This is a genomic window from Methylobacterium sp. SyP6R, from assembly GCF_019216885.1.
Lineage (GTDB): Bacteria > Pseudomonadota > Alphaproteobacteria > Rhizobiales > Beijerinckiaceae > Methylobacterium.
This window is the reverse complement of record NZ_JAAQRC020000001.1, coordinates 2,336,265-2,351,746: the sequence shown is the minus strand read 5'-3', so window position 1 is coordinate 2,351,746 and position 15,482 is coordinate 2,336,265. Positions and strand designations below refer to the sequence as shown.

Below are 15,482 nucleotides of genomic sequence, written 5' to 3'. Positions count from 1 at the left end.
CAGGCGCCGCGCGGGCTGGTGATACGGTGTCCGAATCTTTCGGAAGCCGTATCGGCGGCTCTGCCAGATCGACTGGGCTGGACAATCAACGATTTCCCAGGAGAGGCGAACGTCACTCCCCGGCCGCCGCCCGCTCCAACGCCGCCACGTCGATCCGGACCATGCCCTGCATCGCGGCGAACACCCGGGCGGCGACGGCGGGGTCCGGGTCGGCGAGCAGCCGCGGCAGGATCTCGGGAAAAATCTGCCAGGGCACGCCCCAGCGGTCGCGCAGCCAGCCGCACTGAATCTCGCTGCCGCCGCCACTCAGCAGCCCGTCCCACAGGCTGTCGACCGCCTCCTGATCCGGGCAGGCGACGGCGATCGAGGCGGCGGTGCCGTACTCGGCCTTCATGCCGCCGTTCAGGGCTTGGAAGCTCTGCCCGCCGAGGGTGAAGCTCACCAGGATCGCGGCGCCGGGCTCGCCCCCGGGCCAGGGACCCGGGGCACGCAGGATCGGCCCGAGCTGCGAACCCGGGACGAGGGCGACGTAGGTGCGCACCGCCTCCTCGGCGTCGCGCGCGAACCACAAGCAGGTGCTGACAGCGGCCATGGTCGTGTCTCCCGTCATACGCTTTCCGATTGATCGCTTCGCGATGCGGAACGCGGCTTCGCTCAGAGCCGCGCGGTGAGGGCGGCAAGCTGGTTGGCGCATCGGCCCCAGCCATCGTGAAAACCCATCGCCTCGTGGGCGGCGCGATCCTCCGCATTCCAGTGGCGGGCGAGCGCGGTGTAGCGGGTGGCCCCGCCCTCGGGCGCGAAGGTGATGATGCCGGTGAAGAACGGCTTTTCCGCCGGCTCCCAGGCGCGGGTATAGGCGTCGGTGAAGACGATGCGGGCATTCTCGACCAGCTCGAGATAGACGCCGCTGCTCGCGAACTCGCTGCCGTCCGGGCCCCGCATGACGATGCGGGTCGCGCCGCCGGGACGAAGCTCCGTCTCGGCCGCGGCGACCGTGAAGGGCTTGGGGGCGAACCACTGCCTGATCAGGTCCGGCTCGGTCCAGGCGCGGTAGAGCGCGGCCGCCGGGGCCGGGATCAGGCGGGTGAGGACGAGGTCGCGTCCGGTCGGATCGGTCATGGGCGTGCTCGGCAGTCGGGGAGGGGGGACCGGGGGCCCGGTCCCGGCGAGGCATCAGCGTTTCTGCTGGTTCATCGCCCAGACCACCCCGAAGGGATCGCGCAGCTGGCCGTAGCGGTCGCCCCAGAACATCTCGGCCGGCGGCATCAGCGCGGTGGCGCCGGCCTCGACCGCGTGGGCGTAGCGGGCGTCGATATCCTCCACCATCAATGTCAGGGTGAAGGCCTGCGGCGCTGCCAGGGCGCAGCCCTGTTCCGGAAAGGCGTCGCTCAGCATCAGCGACGAGCCGTTGACGTGAAGGTGCACGTGCGGCGTCCGCCCCTGCGGATCGGCCGGCATCGCCGCCACGATCTCGGCTCCGAAGGCGCGGACGTAGAACTCAGCCGCCCTCCGAGCGCCGTCCAGCATCAGGTAGGTGACGAGGCCGCCCTTCACCGGGGCCATCTTGGGGGTTTCTTTGGGGGTTGCGTCGCTCATGGGTCCTCTCCTCGGTGGGGCCGGTCGTCGATGCTGCCTCGCTTGGCGGCCTCGCTTGGCGGCCTCGCTGCAAGGACGGGCGGCAGGGCCGCGTCCCGACAGCCCGGCTTCAGATTTTTTCGGGGGCCGCGGATTCGTCCCCGGCCAGCCGGTCGAGCTGGCGGCGGATATGCGCGGCCTCGGCCGGAGTGCCGGCGAGCGCGATCGCCCGGCCCATCGCCTCCCGCGCCTCGTCGTTGCGGCCGAGCTGCATCAGCAGGGCGCCGCGCAGGCCGTGGAAGTGGAAATAGCCCTGGAGCGGCCCGGCCAGGGGCTCGACGAGGGCGAGCCCGGCCGCCGGGCCGGCGACCTTGGTGGTCGCCACCGCGCGGTTGAGCGTCACGACCGGCGAGGGCTGCATCCGCTCCAGCGCCGCATAGAGCGCGTCGATCCCGGCCCAGTCGGTCGCCTGCGGCTGCGCGGCGCGGGCATGCAGGGCGGCGATCGCCGCCTGGACCTGGTAGGGGCCGGGGCCGCGGTGGCGCATCGCCTTGTCGACGAGGGCCAGTCCCTCGGCGATCATGGGCTTGCGCCAGAGCCCACGATCCTGCTCCTCCAGCAGGATGATCTCGCCGTCGGCATCGAAGCGGGCCGGCGAGCGGGCGTGCTGGAGCAGCATCAGGGCAAGCAGCCCCATCACCTCCGGGTCGGTGGAAAACAGCCGCAGGAGCAGGCGGCCGAGGCGGATCGCCTCGTCGCAGAGGACGGCCCGCTCCGAGCCGGTCGCCGCCGAGTAGCCGGCATTGAAGACGAGATAGAGCATCGCCGCGACGGCCGCGAGCCGCTCCGCCCGCTCGGCCGGTCCCGGCGCCCCATACGGCACCGGGCTCCTGGCGATGCGGGCCTTGGCGCGGGTGAGGCGCTGCTCCATCGCCGCCTCCGAGACCAGGAAGGCGCGGGCGATGCGTGCGACGGGAAGCCCCGAGACGATGCGGAGCGCCAGCGCGACCTGCTGCGTCGCCGGCAGGTCCGGATGGCAGCAGATGAACAGGAGCCGCAGGATGTCGTCCCGGTAGGCCTGCGCGTCGATCGCCTCGGCGAGCGGCGTCTCGGCGTCGTCGAGATCGGTCACGGCTTCCTCCGCCGGCAGCGGCGCCTGGCGGGCGCGGCGGCGCGTGCCGTCGAGGGCGCAGTTGCGCCCGACCAGGATCAACCAGGCCGCCACGTCCCGCGGCGGGCCGGTGCGGGGCCAGGTGCGCAGGGCCCGCAGGCTCGCTTCCTGGAAGGCCTCCTCGGCAATGTCGAGATCGCGAAACACCCGCAGCAGGGCCGAGACCACCCGCGGCCGCGCCGCCGCGAGGGCGCAAGCCAGCCACGCGGGGTCGGGCGACGCCTCGCTCAACGTTCCGCCCGCCGCGGATCGGGCGAGGATGCGGCACTCGGGCGTGGATCGGGGTTGTAGAGCAGGACCGGGCGCAATTCGTAGGCGCCGCCCGGATTGGCGCTCGCGAGGTCGCGGGCGACTTCCAACGCCTCATCGAGGTCGGCGACGTCGACGACGTAGAAGCCGAGCAACTGCTCCTTGGTCTCGGCGAAGGGACCGTCGATCACGAGCGGCGGCTCGCTCGCCTTGCGCAAGGTCGTGGCGGCAGTGGTCGGCAGGAGCCGCAAGGACGGGCCGAGCTTGCCCCGGCGCTCCAGCGTCTCGTGCACCCGGCCGAGCCGCTCCATCACCGCCTCGTCCTCCGCGGCGCTCCAGGCGGCAACGACGTCCTCGTCCTTGTAGCACAGGATGGCGTAGAGCATGGTCGGTCCTCCCTCGTCTCAAGGACGCATGACGCGGCCCGGATCCGACAAGGATCGCTCAGAATTCCCGATCTGCGAACTGGCCCGGACCAGAGCATTTTCCGACGAAGTGGATGCCGGTTCGTCGCAGAAAATAATGCGATCGTGAAGTGCTCTAGAGGATTTTCTGACGACGTCGATGCCGGTTCGCCGAAGAAGATGCGGCAAGACGAAGACTTGGAGCAATTCGCGATTGCAGCGCGATCGCGAATTGCTCTAGCGCCGGGCGCCCTCGGCGGCGTCCACCATCCCCTTGGCGGCGGTCTCGAAGGCCTGGAAGGCCGGTATGGCGGTGCCCCAGTCGCCACGTCCCAGGGCCTCGGCCATGGCGGCGGCATGACGATGCGCCTCGGCGCCGGCCGCGACGAGCCGCGCGGCGGCGGGATCGGCAGGGTCGAGCCCGAGATCCGCCGCGGCATCGCGGAAGGGCGGCACGGCCGCGGAGACCTGTCCGAGCCCGACCAGGGCCGCCGCGAGGCGGCGCTTCCACATCGCCATATCGGCCGGCAGGCGCACCAGGGCGTAGGCCGGTAGGCCGCGGGCGGCGCCGGTCTTGAGGGCTTCCTGCGCCGCGGTCTCGGCCCGCACCAGGATCGTCATCAGCCCGGTGATCTCGGTGCTGGTCTTCTGCGCCTTGCCGGCGACCTGCTGCACGCTGGAGGAGATCTCGGCGGTCGCCGCCTCCTGCTGGCCCAGCACCTCGGCGAGCGCCCGGATGCCTTCCGCCGAGCGGGCCACGGCCTGGCCTTCCTGCGCCACCCGCGCCTCGACCCGGGCGACCGCGGCCGTGCCGCCCGCCACGGCCTGCCGGCTCTCGGCCACGGCGGCCTGGATCGCCGCGAGTTCCTGGAGCAGCACCGCCAGGCGGCCGCGGATCTGCTCGGTGGCCCGGGCGGTCTGGCCGGAGAGCTGCTTGACCTCGGCCGCCACCACGGCGAAGCCGCGGCCGGCCTCGCCGGCCCGGGCCGCCTCGATCGTCGCGTTGAGGGCGAGAAGGTTGGTCTGGCTCGAGATCGCCTCGATCGTGCCGGCCATCTCCTGGATCTGGAGGGCGGCGCCCTCGAAGCCGGTCAGGCGCTGCTCGATCTGCCCGGCATGGGTCTCGATCGCCGCCATGGTGCGGCTCGCCTCGCGCATGTCCGCCGCGCAGGCCGCGATCCCGCCCGTCGCCTGCTCGGCGACGTCGGCGCTGGCCTGCGAGCGGCCGGCGAGTTCCCGGGTCGAGGCCGCCACCTCCTCGACGGCCGCCGCCATGGCGCGGGTCTGCCCGGCGATCTCGCTGGCGTCGTGCGTCATCCAGCCCAGTACCGTGGCGGCCTCCGAGGCCTCCGCGGCCACGCGGGCGGTGCTGCCGAGATCGGCCGCGGCGGCCTCGCGCGTCTGGTCGACGAGGCGCGCCAGCGCGGTCGCGAGCCGCCCGTTCCCCAGCTCGGTGCCGGCCGTACCGGCCCGGTCGACCATGCCGGCGAGTCGATCCTCGATCATCTCGGGCGTCTCGACGGGGGCGGGCGTGGCGGCCTTACGGGAGCGGAACATGGCAGACATCCAGGGGAGCACGACACGATCTCTCGCCGATCTCCGTATCGTTTTCGTTAACGCCCACATCAGGTCATGAAGTAGCATGTTAGTTGACCTTCAGTCCTCCATTTTTGGATGCGCTGTCGTGGTATCCATATACCCGCTGGTATTGTGTTTGCATGCGATGGTTGTGAGGTCTCGCGACGCCGCATTGCATAAAGTGCCGCATTCACCGGTCGGTTGCCCCAGGCCATTCGCCGTAGATTCGATGCCCCGACGAACGACGCGGGCCGCGCTCCTTCTGGAGCGCGGCCCGCGTCGTTCGTTGGCAAATGGTGGGGACGGGCCTCATGCCCGTCCCGGGATCGGTTACTCGCCGCCGATCGCCGCCTTGGTGCGGGACCACCAGCCGGCCCGCTTCGGGCGGTCCGGATCGGGCGGGGTGAGCACGACCGCCACAGGCTCGGGTTCGGGCTCCGACGCGGGAGCCGGCACCTCGGGCTCGGGCGCCGGCGCGGTTCCGGAGCCGTGAACGGACTCACCGGCCGGGGCGGGGGCCTCGATCGCCTCGGCGGTCAGGGCCTCGCGCTCGACTGCCGGGAGATCGGGCGCCGCGACCGGGCTGCCGACCGCCTCGGGCGTCGGCCCGGCGATCTCGTCGAGGGCGACGATCTCCTCGGCCAGCGAATCCTGCACCAGGCTGGCGCCGGTCTCACCCGGCTCGGCCCCGGCCACGACCTCGTCGCCGATCGTGCCGACGCTCTCCTCGGCGCGGTCGCGCCCGCGCCCACCCCGGCGTCCGCGCCGGCGGCGGCGGCTCAGGGCCTCCTCGCGGCTCTCGCGCTCGGGGGCCGCGCCGTCCTCGGTGATCGGGATCGACACGGCCTGGGACCCTTGCTCGGAATCCGGCTCGGCCGAAGCCCGGACCGGCTCGTCGCCGGCCTCGTCCGCCTCGTGACCCTCGGCCTCGCCGCGCTCGCCCCGGCCGCGCCGACGGCGGCGGCGACGGCGACGCTTGCCCCCGCCCTCGTCCTCGCCGGCCGCGCCCTCGGCGGTCTCCGCCTCGGCCTCGGCCTCGCCCTCGGCCTCGGCGTCCACGTCGGCCTCACCCTCGGCCTCGGCCTCGGCCTCCTCGACGATCTCGTCCTCGTCCTCGTCGTCCTCCTCCAGCGGCGGCGGCAGCACAGCCTCGGCCCGGATGCTGGTGACGGGGCGCGGCTCGACCCGCTGGGCGATGTCGCCGCGCTCGAGGTGGAAGGCCGAGGTCGCGGCCAGCCGCTCGTCGGCCGCGATGATGATCGCGACGCCGAACCGCGCCTCGAGCTCGTGCAGGTGGGCCCGCTTCTGGTTGAGGATGTAGAGCGCCACCTCGGTCCGGGTGCGCAGGATCAGGTTGTGGCTGCTCGACTTGATCAGCGCTTCCTCGATCGCCCGCAGGATCAAGAGGGCCACCGAGGCGGTCGCCCGCACGAAGCCAGAGCCGCCGCAATGCGGGCAGGGCACCGACGACGATTCGAGCACGCCGGTGCGGATGCGCTGGCGCGACATCTCGAGCAGGCCGAAGGGCGAGATCCGGCCGACCTGGATGCGGGCGCGGTCGTTCTTCAGGCACTCGTTCAGCTTCTTCTCGACGGCGCGGTTGTTCCGCTTCTCCTCCATGTCGATGAAGTCGATGACGATGAGGCCGGCGAGGTCGCGCAGGCGCAGCTGGCGCGCCACCTCCTCGGCAGCCTCCAGGTTCGTCTTGAACGCGGTGTCCTCGATGTCGTGCTCGCGGGTGGCTCTCCCGGAGTTCACGTCGATCGAGACCAGGGCCTCGGTCGGGTTGATGACGAGGTAGCCGCCCGAGCGCAGGGAGACGTGGCTGGAGAACATCGCGTCGAGCTGCTGCTCGACCCCGAAGCGGGCGAAGACCGGCGTCGGGTCGCGGTAGGGCTTCACCACCTTCGACTGCGTCGGCATCAGCATCCGCATGAAGTCCTTGGCCTCGCGGTAGGCGTCCTCGCCCGCGACCAGAACCTCGTCGATGTCCTTGTTGTAGAGGTCGCGGATGGCGCGCTTGATCAGCGAGCCCTCCTCGTAGACGAGCGCCGGCGCGGCCGACGACAGGGTGAGCTCGCGCACGCTCTCCCACAGCCGCATCAGGTACTCGAAGTCGCGCTTGATCTCCGGCTTGGTGCGCGAGGCGCCCGCCGTGCGCAGGATGACGCCCATCCCCTCGGGCACTTCGAGGTCGGTGGCGATCTCCTTCAGGCGCTTGCGGTCGGCCGCGCTCGTGATCTTGCGCGAGATGCCGCCGCCCCGGCCGGTATTGGGCATCAGCACCGAGTAGCGGCCGGCCAGCGACAGGTAGGTGGTGAGCGCCGCGCCCTTGGTGCCGCGCTCTTCCTTGACGACCTGGACCAGGATGACCTGCCGGCGCTTGATCACCTCCTGGATCTTGTAGTGCCGGCGCGGGGTGCGGGGGCGCTCGGGGATTTCGGCCAGCGCGTCGCCGCGGCCGCCGACCTGCTCGACGACCGCTTCCTCGTGGTCCTCGTCCTCGTCGTCGTCCTCGTCTTCCCCGTCCTCGTCCTCGTCCTCGTCATCCTCGTCGTCGGACTCGTCCTCGTGGTCCTCGTCCGAATCGTCGTCTTCGTCCGCATCCTCGTCGGCCTCGACCTCCGCCTCGGCGGCGTCGACCGGCTGCGAGGCGGCGACGGGCTGGGGCAGGACGGCGTCGTCGACGGGCGAAGCGGCCTCGGCGGTCTCGGTCGCGGCGGGTGCGGCCGCGGTCTCCGCGACGGGGGCGGGCTCCGCCGACACGGCGGCGACGATCGCCGCCGGGATCTCGGATCCGGCCTCGCCCTGCATCGGGGCGGCCTCGTCGGCGGCAGCCTCGACCGCGTGGTCCTCGGCGGCGGGCGCCTGCGAGGCTGCACCGTCTTCGGCCAGGTTGGCGTGAGCCGAGTTGTCCTGCGCGACCGCATCGCCGGCCTGGGCGTGGCCCTGGACCTCGACGGACGACACGTGCGACTCGGGTTCGCCGGCCGGGGCGGTGTCCTGCGCCGGATGCTCGCGACCCTCGGGCCGGACATCCTCCTGGTGCGGGGCGTCCGGAGCCGGGTTCTCCTGCGCCGAAATCTCCTGCGCCGGAGCGTCCTGGGCGACCGTCACTTGGGCGACCGTCTCCTGGGCGAAGGTCTCCTGCGCCAGCGTCTCCCGGGGATGGGCGTCCTGCCAGTCGGTCGTCTCGGCGCGGGTCTCCGGCGCGGCGCCGTCCTGCCCGGCAGCCTCCTGCGAGTCCTGGGCGGGAGCGCTCACCACGGCGTCGGCCGGGCGCGACGAGGCCTCCGCCCGGCGGCCGCGGCGGCGCCGGCGGCGCGGCTGGTCGCTGCGCTCCGAGCGGTCTCCGCGCTCCGGACGCTCGCTGCGCTCTTGGCGCTCCTGGCGCTCGGGACGCTCCTCGTGCTCGCGCTCGGCCCGCGCCTCCTCCTCGAGGAGCGCCATCCGGTCGGCGATCGGGATCTGGTAATAGTCGGGGTGGATCTCGCTGAAGGCGAGGAAGCCGTGGCGGTTGCCCCCGTACTCGACGAAGGCGGCCTGCAGCGACGGCTCGACCCGCGTGACCTTGGCGAGATAGATGTTGCCGCGCAGCTGGCGGCGGCTAGCGGATTCGAAGTCGAATTCCTCGACCTTCGAACCCTTGACCGTCACCACCCGGGTCTCTTCCGGGTGGGCGGCATCGATGAGCATCTTGTTGGCCATGACGAACTTTCGGCATGGCGACCGACGGCAGCGCCGCTGGACGGGGGCATCCGGGAACGGATCGCGAGGCGGAAACCCTCGGGGATCCTGGCCGGATGCGGGAGGACGAGCCTCCGTAATCCGGTGCCGCCCCGGGCGCGGAAACCTGCGCCGGGAGGGCTCTCCCGTGCCGTGCCCGGTCGGGCGCGGCGGATGATGTCGTGCGGATCGTGCCGTCAATCGCCGCTGCGCGCATCCACGCGCGCGAGGGGTTGACGATGGCCGGGGGCAGGGGGCGCGGACGGGCGCGACGCCGGACGCGTGCGCCGGGGACGGCAGCTTCGAGATCCGAGGCTGTGCGTCCACGCATTCTCCCACCGACCTTTCGAATCGAGGCGCCGGGACGCGAGGGTCCGGCCGCCGGTAAAACAGGGCGACGACGTTCACGAACGCCGTCGCGGATCGAAAGACACCTGCCCGGCTCGCGAGATCGTCGGACGATCCGCCGGCGGCCGGCCAGCGCCGAAGCCGCTTCAGGAGCGTCCGGGCGAGCCCGTGGTCCGCGGCGAAAAGCCGGCGGCAACGGGCAGGGGTCACCATCATTACAGAGTGTCCGGCGGAATTTGCAAGCATCATCACGGGGCTCGGGCCCGATGGCCCGTCATTCCCTGTGACCCACGCGGCGACGACCGCGTCCCGCCCTGTGTACCCCCGCGGCCACAGCCGCTCGCCGGCGATCCGAAGGCCTTTGCGATGCGTTAACCATGGCGCGGTTATCGCGTAACCGGGATGCCGCCTGAGGTCGCCGCGAGACCATGTCGACACGCGCACGTCCGATCCGCCTGCTCGTCCGCGCCGCCCTGGTGGCCGCGGGCCTTCTCGTGCCGGCCGCCGCTGGCGCCACCCCGCCGGCGCCCGACCGCGCGGCGGAGCGGCCTGCCGCCGAGCGATCCGCCGCGGACCGTCCCGCGGTGGCGATCGCCGCCGAGACGGTGGTTATCCCTGAAGGCGGCACCCGCCTGACCGTGGTGCTGTCGCGGCCGGTCGAGGCCCGGGCCTTCGTGATGGAGCGGCCGGACCGGGCGATCGTCGACCTGCCCGAGGTCAATTTCCAGCTGCCCCCCGAGGCCGGCCGCAAGCGCGAGGGCCTCGTCGCCTCCTATCGCTACGGCCTGTTCGCCCCCGGGCGCTCGCGCATCGTCATCGACCTGGCGCAGACCGCCACCGTGGCGCGGGTCGCGACCACGACCCGCCCGCGGGACGGGGCGACCCTGCTGACCATCGATCTCGCCCGCAGCGACCGCGAGGCCTTCCGCCGCGCCGCGCAACCCCCCGAGCCGCCCCGCGCGGCGGGCCCGCCCGCCCGCGAGGGCGTCGATTCGCGTCCCCTCGTCATCATCGATGCCGGCCATGGCGGGATCGATCCGGGCGCCATCGCGGGCAACGGGGTCTACGAGAAGGACATCGTGTTCGGGGTGGCCCAAGGGCTGGTCCAGCGCCTGGAGGCCGGCGGCCGGATCCGGGTGCAGATGACCCGCGACCGCGACGTGTTCGTGCCGCTGAACGAGCGGGTGCGCATCGCCCGCGACGCCCGCGCCGACCTGTTCGTGTCGATCCACGCCGATTCGATCTCGGCCGCCCCGCAGGTGCGCGGCGCCACCATCTATACCGGCTCGGAGAAGGCCACCGACGCCGAATCGGCGCGGCTCGCCGACCGCGAGAACAAGGCCGACGCGGCGGCCGGCGCCGACCAGGGCGAGGGCCCGGGCGACGTCGCCGACATCCTGCAGGAACTCACCCTGCGCGAGACCCGCGGCTTCTCCGCCCGCTTCGCCAAGGGATTGTTCACCCGCCTGTCCGGCGTGATGGAGATGAGCGCCAAGCCCCACCGCGAGGCCGGGTTCCGGGTGCTGCGTTCCCCCGACGTGCCCTCGGTGCTGGTCGAGCTCGGCTACCTGTCGAGCAAGCGCGACCTCGACCTCCTGCTCTCCGACGAATGGCGGGCCACCGTCACCGGCCAGATGGCCGAGGCGATCGAGGCGTTCTTCGCCGCCCGCCTGCCGCCGGCCCTCGCCCGCGGGACCGAGGCGCCGCGGCTCGGCAAGGCCGCCCAGATCGCACCCGCCCCAGTTTCACCATAGATAACGTGTCGATAGGGACCCGTCGGCCCCTCGCTGTCCTGGCTTTCGCGAGCCGCTTCCGCTAAGCGCGGGAGCGGTGTCGCGCGCCGCCACGGCTGTCGCGTTTCCGTGAGGAGCCGTGCCCGGGCGTGGCTTCAGCCGCCGCTCCGGGCTCATGGTCAAGGCCCTCTCGGGCCGCGCGGCATCATCGACGGATCGGGTTTCGATGCGCTTCATCCTCCGCTTCTTCGGCTTCCTGTTCAGCATCGGCGCGATGGCGGTCGTCGTCGGCGCCGCGGCGGGCGGCTACTTCTTCTGGAAGTACTCGCGCGACCTGCCGGACCACGCGGCGCTCGCCAATTACGAGCCGCCGGTGATGACCCGCGTCCACGCCGCCGACGGCAGCCTGCTCGCGGAATATGCCCGCGAGCGCCGGCTCTACCTGCCGATCCAGGCGATGCCGAAGATCGTCATCGCGGCCTTCCTGTCGGCCGAGGACAAGAACTTCTACAAGCACGGCGGCATCGATCCGGAGGGCATCGTCCGTGCGATCCTGACCAATGCCTCGAGCGGCAAGAAGCAGGGCGCCTCGACCATCACCCAGCAGGTCGCCAAGAACTTCCTGCTCTCGTCCGAGCAGACCTTCGACCGCAAGATCCGCGAGGCGCTGATCGCGCTGCGCATCGAGTCGACCTACTCGAAGGACAAGATCCTCGAGCTCTACCTCAACGAGATCTTCCTCGGCACGATCGTGCCGGGCCGCAACCTGCACGGCATCGCGGCCGCCGCCCTCGACTATTTCGGCAAGTCGGTCCACGAGCTGACGATCCACGAGGCGGCCTATCTCGCGGCTCTGCCCAAGGGCCCGAACAACTACCATCCCTATCGCCGCACCCAGCAGGCGCTGGCGCGCCGCAACGAGATCATCGGGTTGATGGCCCAGAACGGGTACATCACCAAGGAGGAGGCCGAATCGGAGCGCAAGTTGCCGCTCGGCGTCAACCCGCGCACCATCTCGCCCAACACCGCCAACGCGAACTACTTCGCCGAGGAGGTCCGCCGCGAGATCTCCGAGCGCTACGGCGAGAAGAAGCTCTACGAGGGCGGCCTGTCGGTGCGCACCACCCTCGACCCGAAGATGCAGGCGATGGCCCGCAAGTCCCTCGTCGACGGCCTGGTGCGCTACGACCAGGCGCGCGGCTGGCGCGGGCCGAAGAGCCGGGTCGAGCTCGCCGGCCGCGACTGGGGCATGGCGGTGGCCGAGGTGCCGGCGCTCGGCGACGTGCAGCCCTGGCGCCTGGCGGTGGTGCTCGACACCTCCGGCGGCCGCGCCACGATCGGCCTGCAGCCGAAGCGCGAGAGCTCGGGGCAGGTCTCGAAGGACCGCGAGACCGGGATCATCTCGGCCGAGGGCGTGCGCTGGACCGGCCGCAGCGTCGCGGCGGCGCTGAACACCGGCGACGTCGTCTATGTCGAGCGCATGGACGGTCCCGGCAACGCCTACCGCCTGCGCCAGATCCCGGAGGTGTCCGGCGCCATCGTTGCCATGGATCCCTATACCGGTCGCGTCCACGCGATGGTCGGCGGCTTCTCCTATGACGAGAGCGAGTTCAACCGCGCCACCCAGGCGATGCGCCAGCCCGGCTCGTCGTTCAAGCCGATCGTGTACTCGGCGGCGCTCGACAACGGCTACACCCCGGCCTCGATGGTCCTCGACACGCCGATCACCATCGAGGCGGGCCCGGGCCAGGAGGCCTGGACCCCGACGAACTACGGCGGCAAGGCCGGCGGCGGCCCCCACACCCTGCGCTACGGCATCGAGCACTCGAAGAACCTGATGACGGTGCGGCTGGCCAAGGATGTCGGTATGCCGCTGATCGCCGAGTATGCCCGCCGCTTCGGCGTCTACGACGACATGCTGCCGGTGCTGCCGATGTCGCTCGGAGCCGGCGAGACCACCGTGATGCGGATGGTCACCGCCTACTCCATGCTCGACAATGGCGGCCGGCGCATCCGCCCGACGCTGATCGACCGGATCCAGGACCGCAACGGCGAGACCATCTACCGCCACGACACCCGCAAGTGCATCGGCTGCGACGCCGAGAAGTGGTCGGGCCAGGACGAGCCGAAGCTGGTCGACGATTCCGAGCAGGTCCTCGACCCGCTCACCGCCTACCAGATCGTCTCGATCATGGAGGGCGTGGTCCAGCGCGGCACCGCCACGATCCTCAAGGAGATCGGCAAGCCGCTCGCCGGCAAGACCGGTACCACCAACGACTCCAAGGACGCCTGGTTCGTCGGCTTCTCGCCGGACCTCGCGGTCGGCATCTATATCGGCTACGACAAGCCCCGCTCGCTGGGCGACAGCGCCACCGGCGGCGGGCTCGCCGCCCCGATCGCCCGCGACTTCCTGAAGGCCGCCCTGAAGGACAAGCCGCCGACGCCGTTCCGCGTGCCCCCGGGCATCAAGCTGATCCGCATCAACGCGGCCAGCGGCACCCGCGCCGGCGGCTCGGAGGGCGGGCTGCTCGAGGCCTTCAAGCCCGGCACCGCCCCGCCGGACAGCTACTCGGCTCCGGCCAGCGCCCAGCCGGCGGCGCCTGCGGCGGTGCCGCCGGACGCGGACAGGGCGGCCCAGGCGGGCGGGTTGTACTGATGGTGAGAGGAAGGGCGGGGCGCCGGTAGGTGCCTCGCCCTTCGCGCATGTGATCCATGACAGTCCAAGGTCCGTATCGGGCTGCCCCGTCCCGCAGGATCGAACGCGATGTTACGGATCAGGCAGACGAAGACCTATCGTCGCTGGGAACAGCAGCTCAAGGATCAGCGGGCGCGAGCCGCCATCGCGGCTCGTCTGCTGCGGCTCGCGAACGGTCTCATCGGAGACGCGGCTCCCGTGGGTGGTGGCGTCAGTGAACTTCGCATCCACTATGGCCCCGGTTACCGCATTTATTTTCAACGGCGAGGGGACGATATCGTGCTTCTGCTCTGCGGGGGTGACAAAGGCAGCCAGAGTCGCGACATCCAGAAGGCGTTGCGACTCGCTGCCGACGAGGCCTGACCATGGCTGAAGAGATCACCGACTACGATTTCGCGGCCGCGCTCCAAACCGACGAGGCCATCGCGGTTTTCCTCTCGGACGCCTTCGAGACGGGCGATGCGAGCCATATCGCGACGGCCCTCGAGATCGCCGTTCGCGCCAAGGGCGAGGCACGGATCGCGTCGACGGCGGGAATGCCGGAGGCGGAGTACGATCTGGGCAATCCTACCCTCGCGACTCTGTTGGCCGTGATGAAGGCCCTCGGGGTCGGCTTCTCGCCCATGCCCGTGCGCCCCGCATCGTGATGGCCGGCCGGGAGCCGGCTTCGATCGCCACAGGGTGCTGATGCATCGGCGTCGCTGCAATCCGTTTACACCCGCGCCCCCCGGCGCTATCACCCTGCACCCCACCTCACGTGAGTGAACCCACACCAGATGCGCGCCGAGATCGAGCAACTCTCGGATGCCGCCAAGCAGTCGATCGGACTGCTGAGGAGGCATCTTTGACTGGGATACCGTTGACAAGCGCCTCGCGGAGCTGAACGCCCGCTCGGAGGACCCCTCGCTCTGGAACGATCCGGAGGAGGCCCAGAAGGTCATGCGCGAGCGTACGCAGCTCGACGACGCGGCCACGGCGATCCGCCGCCTGGAGCAGGGGCTGGAGGACGGCGCGACGCTGATCGAACTCGGCGAGATGGAGGGCGACGCCGCCAGCATCCGCGAGGGCGAGGAGCAGATCCGCGCCGTGCAGGTCGATGCCGCGCGCCGCCAGATCGAGACCCTGCTCTCGGGCGAGGCGGACGGCAACGACACCTACGTCGAGGTCCATGCCGGCGCCGGCGGCACCGAGAGCCAGGACTGGGCCAACATGCTCCAGCGCATGTATTCCCGCTGGGCCGAGCGCCGGAAGTACAAGGTCGAGATCGTCGAGTGGTCGGACGGCGAGGAGGCCGGGATCAAGGGGGCGACGCTCCTGATCAAGGGCCACAACGCCTATGGCTGGCTGAAGACCGAATCGGGCGTCCACCGCCTGGTGCGGATCTCGCCCTACGATTCCAACGCCCGGCGGCACACGAGCTTTGCCAGCGTCTGGGTCTATCCGGTCATCGACGACCGGATCACGATCGAGATCAAGGAATCCGACTGCCGGATCGACACCTACCGCTCGTCCGGGGCCGGCGGCCAGCACGTCAACACCACCGACTCGGCGGTGCGCATCACCCACAACCCGACCGGGATCGTGGTGGCGTGCCAGCAGGAGCGCTCGCAGCACAAGAACCGGGCCACCGCCTGGAACATGCTGCGCGCCCGCCTCTACGAGCTCGAGCTGAAGAAGCGCGAGGAGAAGGCCAATGCCGAGGCGGCCTCGAAGACCGATATCGGCTGGGGCCACCAGATCCGCTCCTACGTGCTCCAGCCGTATCAGCTGGTGAAGGACCTGCGCACCGGCGCCCAGTCGACCAGCCCCGACGACGTCCTCGACGGCGACATCGACGACCTGATCGAGGCGTCGCTGGCCCACCGGGTCTATGGCGGGGCCGACGCGGTCGAGGATATCGACTGAGGTTTCAGGGCTTCGGACGACGACAGGGGCGCGGTGCCTCCTCCGGACCGGGGGAGGGGCCGCGCCCCTTCTTTCTGGGTCGCGGCCCCGGAACACGA

General features: G+C 71.3%; 12 protein-coding genes. 5 read left to right on the top strand and 7 right to left on the bottom strand.

Translation table 11 applies throughout. The annotated features are described in order from the left end of the window. Positions 1–112: 112 nt before the first annotated feature. The 7 genes from HBB12_RS10860 to HBB12_RS10830 all read right to left on the bottom strand — a co-directional run bounded on the left by HBB12_RS10860 (position 113) and on the right by HBB12_RS10830 (position 8,685). Positions 113–592 (bottom strand): VOC family protein, encoded by a 480-nt coding sequence (locus HBB12_RS10860; protein WP_236989361.1) that lies wholly within the window; start codon positions 590–592, stop codon positions 113–115. 62 nt (positions 593–654) lie between these two features. Next, positions 655–1,119: an SRPBCC family protein gene (locus HBB12_RS10855; protein ID WP_236989360.1), complete on the bottom strand. Its 465-nt coding sequence runs from the start codon at positions 1,117–1,119 to the stop codon at positions 655–657. 54 nt (positions 1,120–1,173) lie between these two features. Then, on the bottom strand, positions 1,174–1,596 hold the full coding sequence (locus HBB12_RS10850) for a VOC family protein (RefSeq protein ID WP_236989359.1): 423 nt from the start codon (positions 1,594–1,596) through the stop codon (positions 1,174–1,176). 109 nt (positions 1,597–1,705) lie between these two features. After that, a complete protein-coding gene (locus tag HBB12_RS10845; protein ID WP_236989358.1) occupies positions 1,706–2,977 on the bottom strand; it encodes an RNA polymerase sigma factor in 1,272 nt (423 codons plus the stop codon). Continuing rightward, positions 2,974–3,381, bottom strand: coding sequence for a YciI family protein (locus tag HBB12_RS10840; protein ID WP_236989357.1), 408 nt, complete (start codon positions 3,379–3,381; stop codon positions 2,974–2,976). The genes HBB12_RS10845 and HBB12_RS10840 overlap by 4 nt, the downstream gene beginning before the upstream one ends. Before the next feature lie 255 nt (positions 3,382–3,636). Beyond that, the gene (locus HBB12_RS10835) at positions 3,637–4,956 is read right to left on the bottom strand and encodes a methyl-accepting chemotaxis protein (RefSeq protein ID WP_236989356.1); all 1,320 of its coding nucleotides are present in this window, start codon (positions 4,954–4,956) and stop codon (positions 3,637–3,639) included. A gap of 351 nt (positions 4,957–5,307) precedes the next feature. After that, entirely contained in the window at positions 5,308–8,685 is a 3,378-nt protein-coding gene (locus tag HBB12_RS10830) for an Rne/Rng family ribonuclease (RefSeq protein WP_236989355.1), read from the bottom strand. Positions 8,686–9,479: 794 nt separating this feature from the next. Here HBB12_RS10830 and HBB12_RS10825 point away from each other — a divergent pair. From HBB12_RS10825 to prfB, 5 genes are all read left to right on the top strand, one after another. After that, positions 9,480–10,805 (top strand): N-acetylmuramoyl-L-alanine amidase, encoded by a 1,326-nt coding sequence (locus tag HBB12_RS10825; protein WP_236989354.1) that lies wholly within the window; start codon positions 9,480–9,482, stop codon positions 10,803–10,805. A gap of 205 nt (positions 10,806–11,010) precedes the next feature. Next, on the top strand, positions 11,011–13,440 hold the full coding sequence (locus HBB12_RS10820; protein WP_236989353.1) for a penicillin-binding protein 1A: 2,430 nt from the start codon (positions 11,011–11,013) through the stop codon (positions 13,438–13,440). 108 nt (positions 13,441–13,548) lie between these two features. Next, positions 13,549–13,842: a type II toxin-antitoxin system RelE/ParE family toxin gene (locus HBB12_RS10815; protein ID WP_236989352.1), complete on the top strand. Its 294-nt coding sequence runs from the start codon at positions 13,549–13,551 to the stop codon at positions 13,840–13,842. A 2-nt stretch (positions 13,843–13,844) separates the two neighbouring features. Next, positions 13,845–14,126, top strand: a complete 282-nt coding sequence (locus tag HBB12_RS10810) for an addiction module antidote protein (RefSeq protein ID WP_236989351.1) — start codon at positions 13,845–13,847, stop codon at positions 14,124–14,126. A gap of 129 nt (positions 14,127–14,255) precedes the next feature. After that, positions 14,256–15,384 (top strand): peptide chain release factor 2 gene (prfB, locus tag HBB12_RS10805; RefSeq protein ID WP_236989350.1). Its coding sequence is split into 2 segments (ribosomal slippage): positions 14,256–14,324 and positions 14,326–15,384, totalling 1,128 coding nucleotides; the frame shifts between segments, so codons are not numbered across the junction. The last annotated feature ends 98 nt before the right edge of the window (positions 15,385–15,482 follow it).

What these genes read in the sequence shown, in the direction of transcription:
- HBB12_RS10860 (WP_236989361.1), bottom strand. Translation starts at nt 592, where the DNA reads ATGGCCGCTGTCAGCACCTGCTTGTGGTTCGCGCGCGACGCCGAGGAG.
- HBB12_RS10855 (WP_236989360.1), bottom strand. Translation starts at nt 1,119, where the DNA reads ATGACCGATCCGACCGGACGCGACCTCGTCCTCACCCGCCTGATCCCG.
- HBB12_RS10850 (WP_236989359.1), bottom strand. Translation starts at nt 1,596, where the DNA reads ATGAGCGACGCAACCCCCAAAGAAACCCCCAAGATGGCCCCGGTGAAG.
- HBB12_RS10840 (WP_236989357.1), bottom strand. Translation starts at nt 3,381, where the DNA reads ATGCTCTACGCCATCCTGTGCTACAAGGACGAGGACGTCGTTGCCGCC.
- HBB12_RS10835 (WP_236989356.1), bottom strand. Translation starts at nt 4,956, where the DNA reads ATGTTCCGCTCCCGTAAGGCCGCCACGCCCGCCCCCGTCGAGACGCCC.
- HBB12_RS10830 (WP_236989355.1), bottom strand. Translation starts at nt 8,685, where the DNA reads ATGGCCAACAAGATGCTCATCGATGCCGCCCACCCGGAAGAGACCCGG.
- HBB12_RS10825 (WP_236989354.1), top strand. Translation starts at nt 9,480, where the DNA reads ATGTCGACACGCGCACGTCCGATCCGCCTGCTCGTCCGCGCCGCCCTG.
- HBB12_RS10820 (WP_236989353.1), top strand. Translation starts at nt 11,011, where the DNA reads ATGCGCTTCATCCTCCGCTTCTTCGGCTTCCTGTTCAGCATCGGCGCG.
- HBB12_RS10815 (WP_236989352.1), top strand. Translation starts at nt 13,549, where the DNA reads ATGTTACGGATCAGGCAGACGAAGACCTATCGTCGCTGGGAACAGCAG.
- HBB12_RS10810 (WP_236989351.1), top strand. Translation starts at nt 13,845, where the DNA reads ATGGCTGAAGAGATCACCGACTACGATTTCGCGGCCGCGCTCCAAACC.